Annotated in this window: 11 protein-coding genes and 2 tRNA genes; 9 read left to right on the top strand and 4 right to left on the bottom strand. The window is 59.3% G+C overall.

What is annotated here, in order from left to right; translation table 11 throughout:
• The first annotated feature begins 243 nt into the window (after window positions 1–243).
• Entirely contained in the window at window positions 244–444 is a 201-nt protein-coding gene (locus tag RUH75_RS00650) for a hypothetical protein (protein WP_313801130.1), read from the top strand.
• 12 nt (window positions 445–456) lie between these two features.
• The gene (locus RUH75_RS00645) at window positions 457–1,881 is read left to right on the top strand and encodes a hypothetical protein (protein WP_313801128.1); all 1,425 of its coding nucleotides are present in this window, start codon (window positions 457–459) and stop codon (window positions 1,879–1,881) included.
• Between the two features lie 52 nt (window positions 1,882–1,933).
• On the opposite strand, the gene RUH75_RS00640 is transcribed toward RUH75_RS00645, so the two are convergent.
• Entirely contained in the window at window positions 1,934–2,878 is a 945-nt protein-coding gene (locus RUH75_RS00640; RefSeq protein WP_313801126.1) for a surface-adhesin E family protein, read from the bottom strand.
• 89 nt (window positions 2,879–2,967) lie between these two features.
• Here RUH75_RS00640 and RUH75_RS00635 point away from each other — a divergent pair, with 89 nt between their 5' ends.
• Window positions 2,968–3,198 (top strand): helix-turn-helix transcriptional regulator, encoded by a 231-nt coding sequence (locus RUH75_RS00635; RefSeq protein WP_313801124.1) that lies wholly within the window; start codon window positions 2,968–2,970, stop codon window positions 3,196–3,198.
• A gap of 15 nt (window positions 3,199–3,213) precedes the next feature.
• Here RUH75_RS00635 and RUH75_RS00630 read toward each other — a convergent pair whose 3' ends face one another.
• The gene (locus RUH75_RS00630) at window positions 3,214–5,643 is read right to left on the bottom strand and encodes an SEC-C metal-binding domain-containing protein (RefSeq protein WP_313801122.1); all 2,430 of its coding nucleotides are present in this window, start codon (window positions 5,641–5,643) and stop codon (window positions 3,214–3,216) included.
• Between the two features lie 95 nt (window positions 5,644–5,738).
• Between RUH75_RS00630 and RUH75_RS00625 the strand changes: the two genes are divergently transcribed.
• Together RUH75_RS00625 and RUH75_RS00620 are read left to right on the top strand one after the other, a co-directional pair.
• Window positions 5,739–7,016 (top strand): DUF5677 domain-containing protein, encoded by a 1,278-nt coding sequence (locus RUH75_RS00625; protein ID WP_313801120.1) that lies wholly within the window; start codon window positions 5,739–5,741, stop codon window positions 7,014–7,016.
• A 2-nt stretch (window positions 7,017–7,018) separates the two neighbouring features.
• Window positions 7,019–9,145, top strand: a complete 2,127-nt coding sequence (locus RUH75_RS00620; protein WP_313801288.1) for an SEC-C metal-binding domain-containing protein — start codon at window positions 7,019–7,021, stop codon at window positions 9,143–9,145.
• Between the two features lie 285 nt (window positions 9,146–9,430).
• On the opposite strand, the gene RUH75_RS00615 is transcribed toward RUH75_RS00620, so the two are convergent.
• Window positions 9,431–9,505: transfer RNA gene (locus RUH75_RS00615), tRNA-Gly, on the bottom strand.
• A 254-nt stretch (window positions 9,506–9,759) separates the two neighbouring features.
• On the opposite strand from RUH75_RS00615, the gene paoA reads away from it, so the two are divergent.
• Genes paoA through RUH75_RS00595 form a run of 4 tightly spaced genes read left to right on the top strand, consistent with a single transcriptional unit; the run spans window position 9,760 to window position 15,660 of the window.
• Window positions 9,760–10,398, top strand: coding sequence for an aldehyde dehydrogenase iron-sulfur subunit PaoA (gene paoA, locus RUH75_RS00610; protein ID WP_313801118.1), 639 nt, complete (start codon window positions 9,760–9,762; stop codon window positions 10,396–10,398).
• On the top strand, window positions 10,395–11,345 hold the full coding sequence (locus RUH75_RS00605; RefSeq protein ID WP_313801116.1) for a xanthine dehydrogenase family protein subunit M: 951 nt from the start codon (window positions 10,395–10,397) through the stop codon (window positions 11,343–11,345). Before paoA ends, RUH75_RS00605 begins: the two co-directional genes overlap by 4 nt.
• Before the next feature lie 3 nt (window positions 11,346–11,348).
• Window positions 11,349–13,565 carry an aldehyde oxidoreductase molybdenum-binding subunit PaoC gene (gene paoC, locus RUH75_RS00600; protein ID WP_313801114.1) on the top strand — a complete coding sequence of 739 codons (2,217 nt, stop codon included), beginning with the start codon at window positions 11,349–11,351 and terminating at the stop codon, window positions 13,563–13,565.
• Window positions 13,566–13,620: 55 nt separating this feature from the next.
• Complete coding sequence (locus RUH75_RS00595) at window positions 13,621–15,660, top strand: TonB-dependent receptor (protein WP_313801112.1); 2,040 nt, start codon at window positions 13,621–13,623, stop codon at window positions 15,658–15,660.
• 148 nt (window positions 15,661–15,808) lie between these two features.
• Here the strand turns inward: RUH75_RS00595 and RUH75_RS00590 are convergent.
• Window positions 15,809–15,883, bottom strand: a tRNA-Thr gene (locus tag RUH75_RS00590).
• Window positions 15,884–15,980: the final 97 nt, after the last annotated feature.

Below are 15,980 nucleotides of genomic sequence, written 5' to 3'. Positions count from 1 at the left end.
GACTAGCGGAAACTAGATAAAGTCTAGCAAAGTCAATGCTGTCGGAAGGAATGGAGATTGCAATTCCGTTCTCTTCCAGCCCGAAATGCCAGTTTTCCCTTGACAAATCGGTTAAAATAGGGTAATATTATTATAAGGATGGGAGGTTTCTCCTATCCTTGTTTCACTAGACCAATAGCCAAATGCTCCGTTCGAGGCCCCGCCCCGCACGGGGCTTTCGCTCGTCCATAAAAGGGAGATGCGATGCAGATCGAACCTGATTTTTACACTGATAAGGACGTTGCCCGGAAGCTGAACCTGTCAACAAGTTGGGTGAGGGTGCAGCGGCACAAACGCGCCAAGGGCCTTCCTCACACACTCAATGTGGATGCCCGCTATATCGGCACCTGCCCCCGATATGTTCGGGGAGAGATCGAAGCCTTCGTTGCAGCTATCGCAGCATAAGGGGCGGGAACCATGTTTTATGACAAGGCTATGCTGGGGGCGGGTAACACCGCCTCCCCAGCCCCTGCGAACACACTACAGGCGATTTCTGACTTCGACATAACCGAACCCGCCCGCCCTGCTCATCGCGGCTCCAGCGCCTTCCCAGAGGCCCAGAAAGGCACATGGTTTGACGAGGGGTACGACTTTCGGGAGCCAGTCGGCACGGCCATGACTACGGCTGTACTGGCAGCAATTGCGATAGTCGATACCCGTAAGATCAAGCGGTGTGACGAGGATCAGCACAACCACGAGATGCTTGTCCGCAAGCTGATCGCCAATGCCATCCGCTGCACCAGCTTTCATAACCCGGCCTTGGTCGCGGTGCAGCTTCGTGCATCTGCCTACAAGGGCAAGCCGGTCTGGCTCAACGGCAAGGCAATGGCCCGCACCACGAAGCTGCTGGCCGATGCCGGACTGATTGAACGGGTGAAGGGCAGGCATAAGGTTGCGGCAACTACGCTCACGGCTTCTCCTGCCCTGCTGTTCATGGCGTTGGAAGCGGGGGCAACAGAGCAAGCCCTAATCTACCGGATGCCAGGCGACCGGACTCTCCGGCTTCGCGAAGGAAACCGGGATACCGAATTGATGGCCTTCGGCTTCAACAAGGATCGACGGAGTTGGGCAACTCGGCTGGAGGATTACAGCGCATTCTTGGGCGAACAGGACATTGGCGTAGCCCTGTCACCTGAGGAGGTGGCACACCTCACGGCCCGGATGAACAAGGAACGGTCCAGAGGGAAATTGGCATACGTCAAGCCCGAACTGCTCAGGAAATGCCTGTATCGGCAATTCAACAATGGCAGTTTTGACGATGGCGGGCGGCTCTATGGCGGCTGGTGGATCAACTGCCCCAAGGAATTGCGGAAGCGGATCACCATCAACGGAAAGCCGACCGTGGAACTCGATTTCTCCGGTTGCCTGATCCGAATGCTCTATCACTTGGACGGCATAGACTATCAGGACGACCCGTATTTGCTTGCTCCGTTAGTGGAATGTGAGGACGCCCACGGTCTGGGTGAGGCTCATTTCCGGGAGCCGGTCAAACGGATGATGCAAGCCCTCATCAATGGGCGAGAGGGAAAACGAAACGAGCGCATACGGATGCCCAGCAGGCAAACCTTCCGCCCCTACTTCTCGCGGATCGAGGTGGCGGAGATGCTCAAGGCGAAACATGCCCCGATTGCTGGCTCATTCTTTTCAGAGGCTGGCATCAAGCTGCAACGCCGTGAGTCCGATATTGCTCTCGACATCATAACCAACCTGAAAGCGAAAGGGATAACCTGCCTCCCCATTCATGACTCGTTTATCGTTGACGCTGAACAAAAAGATGAATTGAAGAATGAAATGATCTTTGTTTATAAATCAAGTGTTGGATATAATCCTATTATAAAGTAATAGGATATCGGATTATCACTAGAAGAAATTCTTCATCTAATGGAACCGCAAACTACGACTTGACCTTGCACATCTCGTCATAGAGCGCCCTGCCAACGGTTTCCGGTATCACGCGGATAGGTGTGTCTGGCGCGTCAAACGATGACAGGACTCTCCCACCCGCGTCATACTCGGCAGACTGCAACTCTCGAATGGTCTGGCTCTCGCATTTAATTTCATACAGAAACTTCGACGTTCGGGCCTTGATTGTCCGGTTTTTGGAATGGTCCGCCATCACCCAGACCTCCACACGGTCGCTGTAAACTGTCTCTGATTTTATGTTGTAGGAATAGACACTGCCCGAGCCGCTGGAGGTGTATTCCACCCAAGGATTATCGCGCCACGCTTCCTCGAACCCCAATCGAATATCCTCGATTGCCAGCCCATTTGGCCCGATCAATGATAGGGCATGTCCTAAGTAGCTGACGGTGTATTCGGTCGCGACCTTGCCTCGATCAGAGAAAGCGATCTCAGGCGTACCAAAGTGCGCCCAATCTGGTGTCCCTTTCGGGATCGGCTTCGAGGAAATCAGCGTCATTGGAACTGGCAGAATAGGAACGCCCCCAACATCGCCAACCTTAGCTGCCGTGGGATTGCTTCCATCTCGACCGGCGAGCGTCGCCCGAGGAGCCACCGGGATGGGTGTGAGCTGACGGCTAACATAAGGGACCGGATAGGCAGGCTCCGGCTGGCTAAAGTCTGGCCTCGCATACGTCCATTGCGGGCGGCTCATGTCGGGAGTTGGGTAACTACGGTTCGGCTGGCTCATGTCCATCGTCTGACAGGTTGTCATGCTTCCGCCCATGCTCATGCAATTGGACGAACTCATCGCACCGTTCGGTCCCATCGTATCAACGTGGGTCATCCCGCCACCCATATCCATCGTCGTGCTGGTGGACTGGCCGAAAGCGTCCGTGGCGCAGACCAACGCTACAAGAGCGATAGCTGTTCGATACATTGACAGTCAGCCCCCGGAAAATCGCCACCTCAAAATGAGGTATAAATGCCCGTGGACTGAAAGTCATCATTTGTCGTCTATCCTGCTCGATGGACGAAGGGGCTATCCTTCATGAATTGGGCAAACGGATCAGGACGCAGCGTAAGAGCATCGGCCTGACGCAGGAGGCGCTTGCCTTGGCGGCCAATGTGGATCGGTCGTATTACGGCGCTGTAGAGCGGGGTGAGCGCAACGTCACCTTCACCGTCCTATGTCGCATCAGTGCTGCCTTGGAATGCGATATTGCTCGGCTGACACAAGCGTTGCCGCCAGTGGTGTAAAGCCCTGTCACCAGACTACGGCCGACAGCAGCGCTTATATTTCTTCCCGCTGCCACAGGGACATTGCTCATTGACGCCGATTTTTCCGTTCTTACGAGCGAGCGCAACACGTTGCTGCTTACCGACTGCCCCACGCAATTGCGCTTTGGCGAGTTGATCCGCACTCAAGCCATCAAGCGACACATTTTGCCAATGAACGTCGATCAGCCGGTCCAGCCCGTTATATTCAAGTTCGATCAGCAACCGTTCGGCACCACCGTTCGACGCGACAATAGAGCGTGTGTAATCCAACGCCTCACCTTCGACGCGAGGCACGCTCGGAGACCAAGTGCAAACCGTGAAAGGCCTCTCTCCAGCGACCAGAAACGGGCGTTGGCGTCGTAGGCGAGAATTACCCTCAAGTTGATTGGCGATGCCGTCAGCGATCATTGTGCGCAACTCACCCCCGCTATCCAAAAGGAAGGAAGCGAGAAAGGCACGCCCCGGTTTAGGCGAGGAGGCCAACACCTCAATAATCTCTGCGAACCGGACAGGCATGTCCTGCTTCGGCGGAGCAGGCTCTTCACTGTTTATGACTGCGGAATAAAACTCGTCTATGGGTTCTCGATAGCCGTTAAAGCGAAGCTGTCCGTCCCTACCAGTGCCGAATTCACGGGCGAATTGGTCATAATTGTTCTGAGCTAGATATAGCCCGAGATGATCCATTTCGTCGTCTAGGTCTATCCGCTGGTTCGTCACCGACCGCATTCGCTGCTCAACGTAATGAAGAAAAATCAGCGGATTATTGATAACATCAGCATATACCCTGAGGTCATCGATCGACAGCGCCCAAACCGGCCTCGGCCCTAGCTCTAGTCCGACCTTGGACAAATGATGCGCTCGTGCAGCCAATTCCGTAAAGGCGTCAAGCGACATGGCCAGGATTGTGACTTGGCGGAAATCGGCACGTTTCAGCCTAGCAACCTCGGACCGCGCTTCATCGAAGATCGGCACTTCCGGGGCACTTTCCAGATAATCAAGAAAGCGACTGCCTTGTGTTGCTGGCGCAGCAAGGAGATTTCGAAGTGAGGCGAGGTGCGCGTCCAGATCGGTAGCCGGAGAGGTGTAGGTAAAGGCACCTGCCTTCACCTCAAAAACGAAAAGGTGATCGTCGTAGATTACCAGTCCATCACATTCGCACCATTGCTGTTTGCCTGCCCCGGTACGCCATTGATAGGTTATGGGTGCGAAGCTCTGGTTGCCGGGAAGCAGCTTATCAAAGTAAGTGATCGGAATGGCTTCGCTGGCTTCCTGCTGACCGGCATTCCATTGCTCCCGATAGTCCGGCTCCAGCTTCAAAATGAGGCGCTGAAGCGCTCGATAAATATTATCGAATAGCCCCCACATCTCGAAGCACATTGCCTGCCCGTCTATACGGATAAAAGGGCGCTTCATCGTCGGCCAGACACGCAGAGGCCAACCCGCAAACTCACCCGCAGCCATGAACTCCTTATCTTCACCCGGAGACCAAGTAAGTGCGTCGATCAATGGCTGAGGTAGATCAGTAACTTTCGCAACATCGAATAGGTCTAGGCCCGCAACTTCGCCCATGACCGCATCACGCCGGGCCGCAAAGGCTGGATCGCCAAACAGCTTTTCCCTGACTTCCTCAATGCTCTGCGCCTCACCCGACTGGATAAGTGCTTCCATTCTTGGAATGCTGTCCTCATGCAGCTTCTTAAGCGCCAACATGGACATAGCGGCTCCGCCGCTCAGCTTGCGCAAAATCTTATCCAGTTCCTCCGCGATACCCGCAGCGGACATGCCAAATAGCCGGACAAGAACGTCTGAATGCGGCGCTAGCAGTTCGGCCAGCGCTATATGCTCATGAGGTTGATAGCGCTTTCCACGCACATGCATCCACATGCCTTCCGCACGAAAGCGAAACTCCTCCAGTTCCATATCGAGTTGGGGGTCCGCCGCACGCCGAGATGCCGTGAGACAGGTCTGATACTCAATCGTGATCCGGTCAAAAAGCGTTTTGACGTTGCTCCCCAGCCGGTCCCAAGCCTCCTCGCTAACATCGCTGGGTTGTTGTTCAGTGGGCGGGACAGAGGCGATCAAGCTTTGAACGTAGTCGAGCATTCGGATCGCTCCAGCCTGCTCGACGGCATGGGTTCCTTGGGTGATCGCTAATCCGGCAAACTCCCAATAAGCCCGATGCAGCAACCGACCCGGAGGTAACTCCGCGACTTGACCAGCAATTTGCAAAACAAGCTCGTCGATTTCCCGAACGACCTCAGGAAGCCGAGCGACCATACGCTGCTGAACATCGGCGAATTGCTGAGGTGCCATTCGCGAACGCCCAACCATCGTTTTGCCGAAGCGTGCGAACTCGAAAGGCCCAGCCGCAAAATAGTCGTCCGGCGTCGGCCCTGTGATCCCGCTCTTTCTGCGCTTGCCCATTTCACCCCGACAAAATCATGCTCCGTCACCGGAGGCTTATCCGAGTCAAAATGTACACTCTTTGTTCTGAAATGGGAACATGGTAAGGCTCGAATATGGGCACATTCCAAAAACTTCTCGATGATCAGATTGAGCGCTTGCCGCGTGCTATCTTGACGCAGCTCGTTGAGGAAAAATTGGAGAAAGTGGGTAGGAGTGACGCTGCGCTGGTTGAGAAGATCACGAACCATATTCTGAACGGCGAAGAGCATTTTGAATGGCCCGATGACGGCCCCGATGTGACACTCGAATTTGGCGACGAGGATTTTGCAAAGCTAGAAGAACTGTCCGAGCGCTTTACCGCGAACCTGCCTGATCTGATTCAAAATTCTGCCGAGTCCATAGGCAAGTCTGTCGCGGATGAATGCAAAAGGACGTGGCAAGACCATCGATTAAAAGTCGAAGATGAGCTTGTAGGCTTCAGACAGCGTTTGCGTCAGCGCTGGAGCGAGGGTTTAGACGGCCTAGGCATCTTGTTGCAGATGGCTCGTGAGCAATGCGAGGAGTTTGATGCTCGGATCGCAAAATCCAAAATCAAACGCGGCTCATTGCGGAACGAGGCTTTGTCGCGGCTCCATATGCGCGCCTGCCAAGTCACCGCTGAGATAGTCTGTCTGCTAGAAAACGGCTTTGCCGACGCAGCTATGTCGCGCTGGCGGACCCTCTATGAAATCTCGACCGTCGCAACCTTGATAGCTGACGGCGGCGACGAGCTAGCCGACCGATACCTCGCCCACGAGATAGTCGAACGAAAAAAGTCAGCCGACGAATTTCAGCGCTGCGCTCCCGCCTTAGGCGAAAGGCGCATTGGGCAAGCTGACTATGATGCGATCAAAAAGGAATATGCCGTTGCGCTCCGAAAATATGGCCAGCCCTTCCGCGAGAGCTATGGATGGGCGGCAGGCTTTTTTGGCTGCGCGAAGCCTAACTTTAGGGATTTGCAAGCCGCCGCCGACCGGGCCGACATGCATATCTACTACAAGCTATCGAGCCATGGCATTCACGCCGGGCCGAGCGGCCTCACTACTCGTGTAGGGCTTCTCTATGAAATGCAGTTCGCCGGGGCGACCAACGCGGGATTAGAGATGCCGGGAGCAAATGCAGCATATTGCATTGTGCGGATGATGGGGCTGCTTCGATCAGAGCCTTGGGAACTGGACGACTTGGCGATGATGAGAGCCACAATTTCTCTACGGGATGAGACTTGCCGAGCCTTTGAACGCGCCGCAGCCAAGCTTGAACGAGACGAAGCGCGAGAGCGTCAACGGGTCGGACGCCTTGCGGAGCGTCAATTCGCTTCTCGGCAAAAGCGCCGCCCTATCAGGCAACATTGAAGATGCAGCAGCCTCGGCCCGAACAGGAAATCTTTGACGACCTACGCACGTTGACAGCGAGACCGGGCTTCGCCCACGTCATCGCCTACTTTTGCCTCCGCGATAATTTCACATGGTATCATGATGAAATCACCGCCGAGGATATGCAGCATCTCTACTCGCGCTCCCGTTTGATCAGGACCGAGATATTCACGCTGATTGGCCTAATGGTACAGGCCGAACCAGATTATGCGGCCCCGCCACCCGAGAACGCTATTTCCGTAGCAGCGCGGGCGGAGGAACTCCTTGAGGAGTTGCATCAAAGTTTAGGGAAGCCTCTTAGGGTTCCAACCGACAACCCGCCAGCCTTGGACACTTTCCTTGCTTGGTGGGGGACTGGCGACGCCATGCGCGAACCAATTTTCTATGGCGGCGAGGCAGCCTTCTCCTTTCAAAATTGTGCTTTTGCGGCCGAGAAATACGCTGCAGATGATCCGTGGCTGGTGAACCACAAAGGTGCGACGATAGATGAAATGATCGCGGTCGCCATGGCAATCGGAGAGGTGCAGTATGCGAAAGCTACGGTGGCTCGGCGTGCCAGCGAGCTAAACCCGGTCGGTGATCAATTTTTGCCAGCCTTCGTTTTCTCAGTTGAAGATATTCAAGCAGCTATCGATCTACCTGCTGATAAAATCAAAGCGTGCATACATGCCTTCATGCTGGACTCAGGTTCGCGGAACGCCTCTTTTAATGCGTTGAATGACTATAATGCGATGAATGGATCACCCATTCTAGCTGTGGGAGAGGAAAAATATCTTCTGTTCCACTTCAACGCGCTTGCTGAGGCGGTTTACGAGTCCCCCCTATATTGGCTCATCGCGGATAAGGGGTACAAGGACACCGCTTTCAAACACCGGGGAGAGTTCACCGAAGCGTTCGCGCTGCGCCGACTAACCTCTGTCTTTGGAGCAAGGGTCTATCAGGGCGTCAACCTCGAAAGAAAGAAGGGGGAACGCTTAGGAGAGATCGATGTCCTCGTCCTTTTCGGCGATCGTGCAATCGTTCTTCAAGCCAAATCAAAGCGCCTTACGCTGGAAGCCCGTCGCGGCAATGAACTGAAATTGAAAGAAGATTTCAAGGGCGCTGTTCAAGATGCCTATGATCAGGCAATCGAATGTGCTGCTGCACTTTTTGATCCTACCGTGCAGTTGACGCACAACGGCGCGCCACTGAAGTTGGTCGCCCCGCTAAAGCAAATTTCTCCTATCTGCCTTGTGTCTGATCACTATCCAGCCTTGGCATTTCAAACCGACCAGTTCTTAGTTCGCCAAGAGCCTACGGGTGTGATCAACCCGCTTGTGATCGACGTTTTTACGCTCGATGTCATGGCTGAATTTTTAGATCGCCCGTTGCGGTTCCTCAGCTATCTTGAACTAAGAGCAATCCATGGCCCAAAGCTCCACGCTAGCCATGAAATGACGCTTCTCTCCTATCATCTGAAATATAATCTCTGGGCAGGCGGGCAGTACGATTTCATTGCTCTGGAAGATGATTTCGTAGCTGACACCGAGATTGCGATGGGCGCACGCCGGTTAGGGCTTCCGGGCGCACGGACACCCAAGGGCATCCTGACGGCAATCGATGACCGCGTTCTGGACCGCGTGATCGCTGAAATCGAAGCAAGCCCCATGGGGGCAATGATCGATCTGGTGCTGCTCCTGTATCAACTGAGCGGAACCGCGATGAAGGAGCTTGCCGACGGATTAGATCGCCTTCTTTCGCAAGCCGCCATCAAGGGCCAGTCCGATTTTTCGATTGGCTTCGCCGGAACCGGCTTAACATTGCACAGCAATCACCTACCTCACGCGGAGGCAGAGCGACGGCTAGAGGGGCACATGTGGCTCCGCAAATATAGGACACGATCATCCGCTTGGTATGGACTGAGCCTCTCTCCAAACGACGGGCGCATACGAACCGGGAAGAAAGTAGAGTTCCCTTGGGCGCGAGATGAAGAATTTGAGCGCCAGGGAGAACGGTTTGGGATCGGCCTATCGTTAGAGCGCGCCCCTAAGCTTGGACGCAATGATCCTTGCCATTGTGGTAGCGGCAAGAAGTACAAGAAATGCCATCTGCCTTTAGATGCGCCCTGACAGCCCAAGAGGCCCCCCACAACGCCAGTGGCCAAATTTTTCAAAATTTTTATGTCGCATGAGAGGTGGATTTCTAAGTCTGAAGGGGATGGACGATTTTACCCCTCCCCCCCGGGGCACCCCCTCATCGGTTCACGAAGCGAACATAGCGGGACATCTCGCCCGAGCGTCAAAAAGAACCCGCCGATGAGGCAACAGGTGGGGATTTCAAAGCTGTCGAGTGGGGATATGGTGGGGGATGAATTGGCTTCATCCATTCAAAGGTCCGTAAACCCTTGAAAATACTGGAGCGGGCGAAGGGATTCGAACCCTCGACCCCAACCTTGGCAAGGTTGTGCTCTACCCCTGAGCTACGCCCGCTCTGGCGGCCGGAGGAAGTCTCCCTCTCGGCGGGTGGGGGGCAACTAGCAGCGGCTTTCCCCCTCGGCAAGGGGGGAATTTCACAGAAAGGCATTTTTTCTCCGGGAAGCCGCATGTGCCATGGAGCGGAACACCATATTCCGATCTTGGCGCCGCATTGCGATCTGCTACTGTTTTTCCGATCAGTCTCCGGCGAACTGGCGGATATAATCCCTCCCCATTTCGTATCGCATGGTATCAGGAGGAATGCAGCCATGACCGCCAAATCGTTGACGCGCCGCAGCCTGCTCCAGGGCAGCACTGCCGCTGCCGCGATCCCCGCTTTGGGGGCGGCGCAGGCGCTTCCCGTCAGACACAAGGAAGGAGCGTCGATGACGCCGGTAGGATTGACCGTGAATGGCCGCGAAGCGCATCTTCAACTCGATCCGCGTACGACCCTGCTAGATGCGCTGCGGGAGCATCTGCACCTCACCGGCACGAAAAAGGGTTGCGATCATGGCCAGTGCGGCGCCTGCACGGTGATCGTCGAGGGGCGGCGGATCAACAGCTGCCTCTCCCTCGCGGTCATGCATGAGGGCGATCATATCACCACTATCGAGGGGTTGGGCACGCCGGAAAGGCTCCACCCGATGCAACGCGCCTTCATCTCCCATGACGGCTATCAATGCGGCTATTGCACGCCGGGCCAGATATGTTCGGCGGTGGCGGTGCTGGAGGAGATCGAGGCCGGCATCCCCAGCCATGCCACTGACGATCTCGACCGGGTCGCCTTTTCCGACCGGGAAGTGCGCGAGCGGATGAGCGGCAATATCTGCCGCTGCGCTGCCTATCCCAATATCATAGCGGCGATTCGGGATGTTTCCGGGCACGCGCCGGCGGAGCAAAAGGCATGAGGCCCTTCACCTACAGCCGCGCCGGCAGCGTCCAGGAAGCGGCAAAGGCGGCCGCGGACACCCCGGGCGCGCGCTTCATCGCGGGCGGCACCAATTTGCTCGACCTGATGAAACTCCAGATCGAAACGCCGACCCATTTGATCGATGTCAATCATCTCGGCCTCGACCGGATCGAGCCGACTCCGGAAGGCGGGCTCAAGATCGGCGCCATGGTCCGCAATACCGATCTCGCCGCCGACAAGGCGGTCCGTCGCGACTATGCGGTGCTGAGCCGTGCCCTGCTCGCGGGCGCCTCGGGCCAGCTGCGCAACAAGGCGACGACTGGCGGCAACCTGCTCCAGCGGACCCGCTGCCCTTATTTCTACGACACCCGCATGCCCTGCAACAAGCGCAAGCCCGGCAGCGGCTGCGGCGCGCTCAAGGGCATCAGCCGCAGCCTTGCCATCCTTGGCACCAGCGAGGCCTGCATTGCCCAGCACCCGTCCGACATGGCGGTGGCGCTGCGCCTGCTCGACGCCAGCGTCGACACGGTGAGCGCTGACGGCAGCCGCCGCGCGATCCCGATCGCGGACTTCCATCTGCTGCCCGGCGACACGCCCCATGTGGAAAATGCGCTGAACCCCGGCGAACTGATCACCTCCGTCACCTTGCCTCGGCCGATCGGCGGCACCCATGTCTATCGCAAGGTCCGCGACCGCGCCTCCTATGCCTTCGCGCTGGTGTCGGTCGCGGCGGTGTTCGGCAGGGACGGCCAGGCGCGCTTCGCTTTCGGTGGCATCGCAACCAGGCCCTGGCGCATCCCCGCCGCCGATGCCGCCGCCGCTTCCGGGGCCGCAGCGGTGGCCGAGGCCGCGCTCAGCGGCGCCCGCCCCACCGCGCATAATGCGTTCAAGCAGCAATTGACCGCCCGCACCCTCGCCTCGCTCTATCGTCAGAAAGGGGCCTGAGCCATGAAGTTCGACACGCCCGCCACCGCCAACCCGATCGATCGCGGCCGCGTCGTCGGCATTCCCCATGACCGGATCGATGGCGCGGCCAAGGTCACCGGCACCGCGCCCTATGCCTATGAGCGCCATGATGTCGCGCCCAATGCCGCCTATGGCTGGATCGTCGGATCGGCCATCGCCAGAGGGCGGATCAAGGCCATGGACCTGCGCGATGCCGAAGCCGCGCCCGGCGTCCTTGGCATCGTCACCCATGAGAATGCCGGGCCGCTGGACAAGGGCAATATGAACACCGCCCATCTGCTCGGCGGGCCTCAGATCGAGCATTATGAGCAGGCCGTGGCGCTCGTCGTCGCGGACACGCTGGAAAATGCCCGCCACGCCGCCCAGCTCGTCCGCATCGACTATACGCCGGAAAAGGGCCGCTTCGATCTGGTGGCGGAACGTGACGGGGCGGTCCCGCCCCAGGGCGGCTTCGGCGGTCCGGCGGATAGCAGGGCGGGCGATTTCGACGCCGCCTTTGCCGGGGCAGCGGTGAAGATCGACCAGAGCTACACCACCCCCGACCACAGCCACGCCATGCTGGAGCCGCATGCGACCACCGCCGCCTGGAATGGCGACAGGCTCACCCTGTGGACCGCCAATCAGATGGTGGCGTGGGGCGTGGGCGAAATGGCCAGGACGCTGAAAATCCCGCGGGAGAATGTCCGCCTCGTCTCGTCCTATATCGGCGGCGGTTTCGGCGCGAAGCTGTTCCTGCGCGCCGATGCGTTGCTGGCGGCGCTGGGCGCGCGCCTGGTCGGCCGCCCGGTCAAGGTCGCCATCGCCCGGCCGCAAATCCCCAACAACACCACGCACCGGCCCGCCACCATCCAGCGCATCCGGATTGGCGCTGACAGCCATGGCGTGATCGACGCCATCGCCCATGATGTCTTGTCCGGCGACCTGCCCGGCGGCGGCGCGGAGACGGCGGCGCAGCAGACCCGTCTGCTCTATCGCGGCGCCAACCGGCTGACGACGCACCGTCTTGCGACGCTCGACCTGCCCGAAGGCAATGCCATGCGCGCACCGGGCGAGGCGGTCGGGCTGCTTGCGCTGGAAGTCGCCATGGATGAACTGGCCGAAGCCTGCGGCGTCGATCCGGTCGAACTGCGCATCCGCAACGATGTGCAATATGATCCCGAAGCCGGTCCGCAGCGCCCCTTTTCCAGCCGCAAATTCATCGAATGCCTCAGGCAGGGCGCGGATCGTTTCGGATGGGCCCGCCGCAACCCGAAGCCGGGGCAGGTGCGCGACGGCCGCTGGCTGATCGGCATGGGCGTCGCCTCGGCCTTCCGCAACAATCTGGTGGCCAAGTCGGGCGCGCGCATCGGCATCGATGCCACGGGCCAGGTCGTCGTCGAAACCGACATGACCGATATCGGCACCGGCAGCTATACCATCATCGGCCAAACGGCGGCGGAAATGCTGGGCGTGCAGCTGGAGGCCGTGACCGTGCGGCTGGGCGACAGCCGCTTTCCGGTATCGGCCGGCTCCGGCGGGCAGTGGGGCGCCAACAGCGCCACAGCGGGGGTCTATGCCGCCGCCATGGCCCTGCGCGCGAAGCTGGCGGAAAAAGCGGGTTTCCCGGCAGATCAGGCCCTGTTCGAGGAGGGGCTGGTGCGGTTCGGCAACCAGTCGCAGCCGCTGGCCGCGCTTGCCGGAAGCGAGGGTCTGTGGGCGGAGGACAGCATGGACTATGGCGACCTCGACAAACGCTATGCGCAGGCGACTTTCGGCGCGCATTTCTGCGAGGTCGGCGTCGATATCGACACTGCCGAAGTCCGCATCCGCCGCATGGGCGGGGCGTTTGCCGCCGGGCGCATCCTCAACCCCAAATCGGCGCGCAGTCAGGTGATCGGCGCCATGACCATGGGGGCCGGCGCGGCATTGATGGAGGAACTGAGCGTCGACAACCGCTTCGGCTTTTTCGTCAACCACGACATGGCCGAATATCTGGTGCCGGTGCACGCCGACATTCCCGAACAGGATGTGCTGTTCATCGAGGAACTGGACGACAAAAGCTCGCCGATGAAGGCCAAGGGCGTAGGCGAACTCGGCATATGCGGCGCGGGCGCGGCGGTCGCCAATGCGGTCTACAACGCGACCGGCATTCGTTTGAGGGATTATCCGCTGACGCTGGACAAGCTGCTGCATGCAGGAAAGGGGAGCGCTCTGGCTTGACAGCGCTCGGGGCAGGTTTCTAGTCGCGCCAAACTGAAAAAAAGGGGCGCCTGTCATGAAACTTCTGCCGCTGACGTTGATACTGTGCGCTTTGCCGGGCGTGGCCCAGGCGCAGGAAAATCCCGATATCGCGCGTATCGTGGTGACGGGCGAGGGACTTTCGCTTTCGCCCGGGACGCCGGCCTACGGGTCGGTGGAGATCGGGCGCGCGCGGCTGATGAACGGTGCGTCAGGGCGGATCGAGGGCATTTTGGGCGATGTGGCGGGCTTTCAGCAGTTCCGCCGCTCTGACAGCCGATCGGCCAACCCTTCCGCGCAGGGGGCGACGCTGCGCGCGCTCGGCGGCAATGCGTCCAGCCGCACGCTGGTGCTGCTCGACGGCGTGCCGATGGCCGATCCCTTTTTCGGCTATATCCCCTTCAGCGCGCTGGTGCCCGATCGCCTCTCGGCCGTGCGGGTGACGCGCGGCGGCGGGGTGGGGGCCTTTGGCGCGGGCGCGGTGGCCGGGACCATCGAACTCGCCAGCGCCACGCGCGACCAGCTTCCGACCTTCGGCGCCAGCGCTTTCTACGGCAGCCGGGACGCGAGCGAACTCTCCGCCAGCATCACGCCGGACCTTGGCGGCGGCTATGTCTCGCTCTCGGGCCGCTGGGATCGGGGCGATGGTTTCCAGACCACGCCTGCGAACCAGCGCGTCGCTACCACCGCGCCCGCCGCCTATGATGGCTGGTCGACCGGTTTGCGCGCCGTCGCGCCGTTGTCGGCCACGTCGGAAATCCAGTTCCGCGGCACCGTCTTTCATGACGAGCGGACCTTGCGCTTCAAAGGCGCGGACAGCATGAGCGAAGGGCAGGACGCCAGCATCCGTTATGTGTCGCGGGGCAGGTGGCAGGTCGATGCGCTGGCCTATATCCAGGCGCGCAACTTTTCCAACATCGTGATCTCGTCCAGCAGCTTCCGCAAGTCGCTCGACCAGCGCAACACGCCGTCCACCGGCATTGGCGGCAAGATCGAGCTGCGTCCGCCGGTCGGCGCGGCCCATGTGCTGCGCCTTGGCGCCGACACCCGCTTTGCCACGGGCGACATGTTCGAGGATGCGTATGACGCCAACAAGGCCGCCAATCCGGTAACCTTCCGCCGCCATGCCGGGGGCGAGCAGATCACCACCGGCTTCTTTGCGGAAGACGACTGGACCCTTGGCAAGCTGGTGCTGACCGGCGGCGCGCGGGCGGATCGCTGGTCGATCGGCAACGGTTTCTACCGGCAGGTGAGCGCCACCACCGGCGCCGTCATCGCGAACCGCTTTGCTGACCGCTCCGGCTGGCGGTTTTCGGGCCGGGCAGGGGCTTTGTATCGGATCAGTGATGCGTTCGCGCTGCGCGGCGCGGGCTATACCGGCTTCCGCCTGCCGACCTTGAATGAGCTGTACCGGCCCTTCGTGGTGTCATCGGCCACCTCTATGGTCACCACCCAGGCGAACCCCGATCTGGGCATGGAAAAGCTCAAGGGGGTCGAAGCTGGTTTCGACCTGACGCCTGCTGCGGGCCTGAGCATCTCTGCCACGGCGTTCTACAATCGTCTCGATGACGCCATCGGCAACATCACCTTGAGTTCGTCGGTCGTATCCGGTCGAACGATCATCGTGCGTGAAAGGCAGAATCTCGACCATATCACCGCCAAAGGGATCGAGCTGACGGCAACGGGCCGGGCAGGGGCCTTCCTGCTCTCGGCCTCCTATGCCTATAGCCACGGCACGGTCCATGCGCCGGGCATGGCCCTTGACGGCTTCGCCCCCGCGCAAAGCCCCCGCCATGCCGCCAGCGCAACGCTCGCCTGGGAACCGAAACAGGGCCCTGCGCTCTCGGCCACGCTGCGCTATGTGGCGAAACAATATGAGGACGACCTCCAGACCGACATTCTGCCGGACGCGCTGACGGTCGATGCGGTGGCCCGCCTGCCGCTCGGCCATGGCGTCACCCTGATCGCGCGCGGCGAAAATCTCTTCGATGAGCAGGTCGTCACCCGCAATGCCGGCGGCTCCATCGATCTCGGCACGCCGCGCACCCTGTGGATCGGCTTCAGCTTCAGGAGCTGAGGCTTGCCAAGCTACTGAAATCAAGCTGGTTGCGGCTGGTCAAAGCGGTATGAGGGGAGCCATGCGCTTCTCTCCGCGCCCTGAACGAAGGCGGGCCTTCCAAAAAATCATCAAAGGTTTGGGAATTTCCGCTGCTTGCGAAGAAAAATGGTGCTGCCGGTGAGGATTGAACTCACGACCTCAGCCTTACCAAGGATGCGCTCTACCACTGAGCTACGGCAGCACTATTTCAGCTCCATCTGGCTTATCGCGCCAGCGGAGCCGGGCCTATGGCCGCCTCCTCGCCCCATGTCAAGGCGGCTTGCGGCACAATATGCAAA

The organism is Sphingobium sp. (assembly GCF_032153725.1).
Lineage (GTDB): Bacteria > Pseudomonadota > Alphaproteobacteria > Sphingomonadales > Sphingomonadaceae > Sphingobium.
The sequence above is the reverse complement of the archived record's forward strand: the minus strand, read 5'-3'. Positions and strand labels throughout refer to the sequence as shown.

Bases quoted from the DNA above. Each gene is read 5' to 3' on its own strand.
- paoC (WP_313801114.1), top strand. From the start codon at position 11,349: ATGAAGTTCGACACGCCCGCCACCGCCAACCCGATCGATCGCGGCCGC.
- RUH75_RS00650 (WP_313801130.1), top strand. From the start codon at position 244: ATGCAGATCGAACCTGATTTTTACACTGATAAGGACGTTGCCCGGAAG.
- RUH75_RS00645 (WP_313801128.1), top strand. From the start codon at position 457: ATGTTTTATGACAAGGCTATGCTGGGGGCGGGTAACACCGCCTCCCCA.
- RUH75_RS00605 (WP_313801116.1), top strand. From the start codon at position 10,395: ATGAGGCCCTTCACCTACAGCCGCGCCGGCAGCGTCCAGGAAGCGGCA.
- RUH75_RS00630 (WP_313801122.1), bottom strand. From the start codon at position 5,643: ATGGGCAAGCGCAGAAAGAGCGGGATCACAGGGCCGACGCCGGACGAC.
- paoA (WP_313801118.1), top strand. From the start codon at position 9,760: ATGACCGCCAAATCGTTGACGCGCCGCAGCCTGCTCCAGGGCAGCACT.
- RUH75_RS00620 (WP_313801288.1), top strand. From the start codon at position 7,019: ATGCAGCAGCCTCGGCCCGAACAGGAAATCTTTGACGACCTACGCACG.
- RUH75_RS00640 (WP_313801126.1), bottom strand. From the start codon at position 2,878: ATGTATCGAACAGCTATCGCTCTTGTAGCGTTGGTCTGCGCCACGGAC.
- RUH75_RS00595 (WP_313801112.1), top strand. From the start codon at position 13,621: ATGAAACTTCTGCCGCTGACGTTGATACTGTGCGCTTTGCCGGGCGTG.
- RUH75_RS00625 (WP_313801120.1), top strand. From the start codon at position 5,739: ATGGGCACATTCCAAAAACTTCTCGATGATCAGATTGAGCGCTTGCCG.
- RUH75_RS00635 (WP_313801124.1), top strand. From the start codon at position 2,968: ATGGACGAAGGGGCTATCCTTCATGAATTGGGCAAACGGATCAGGACG.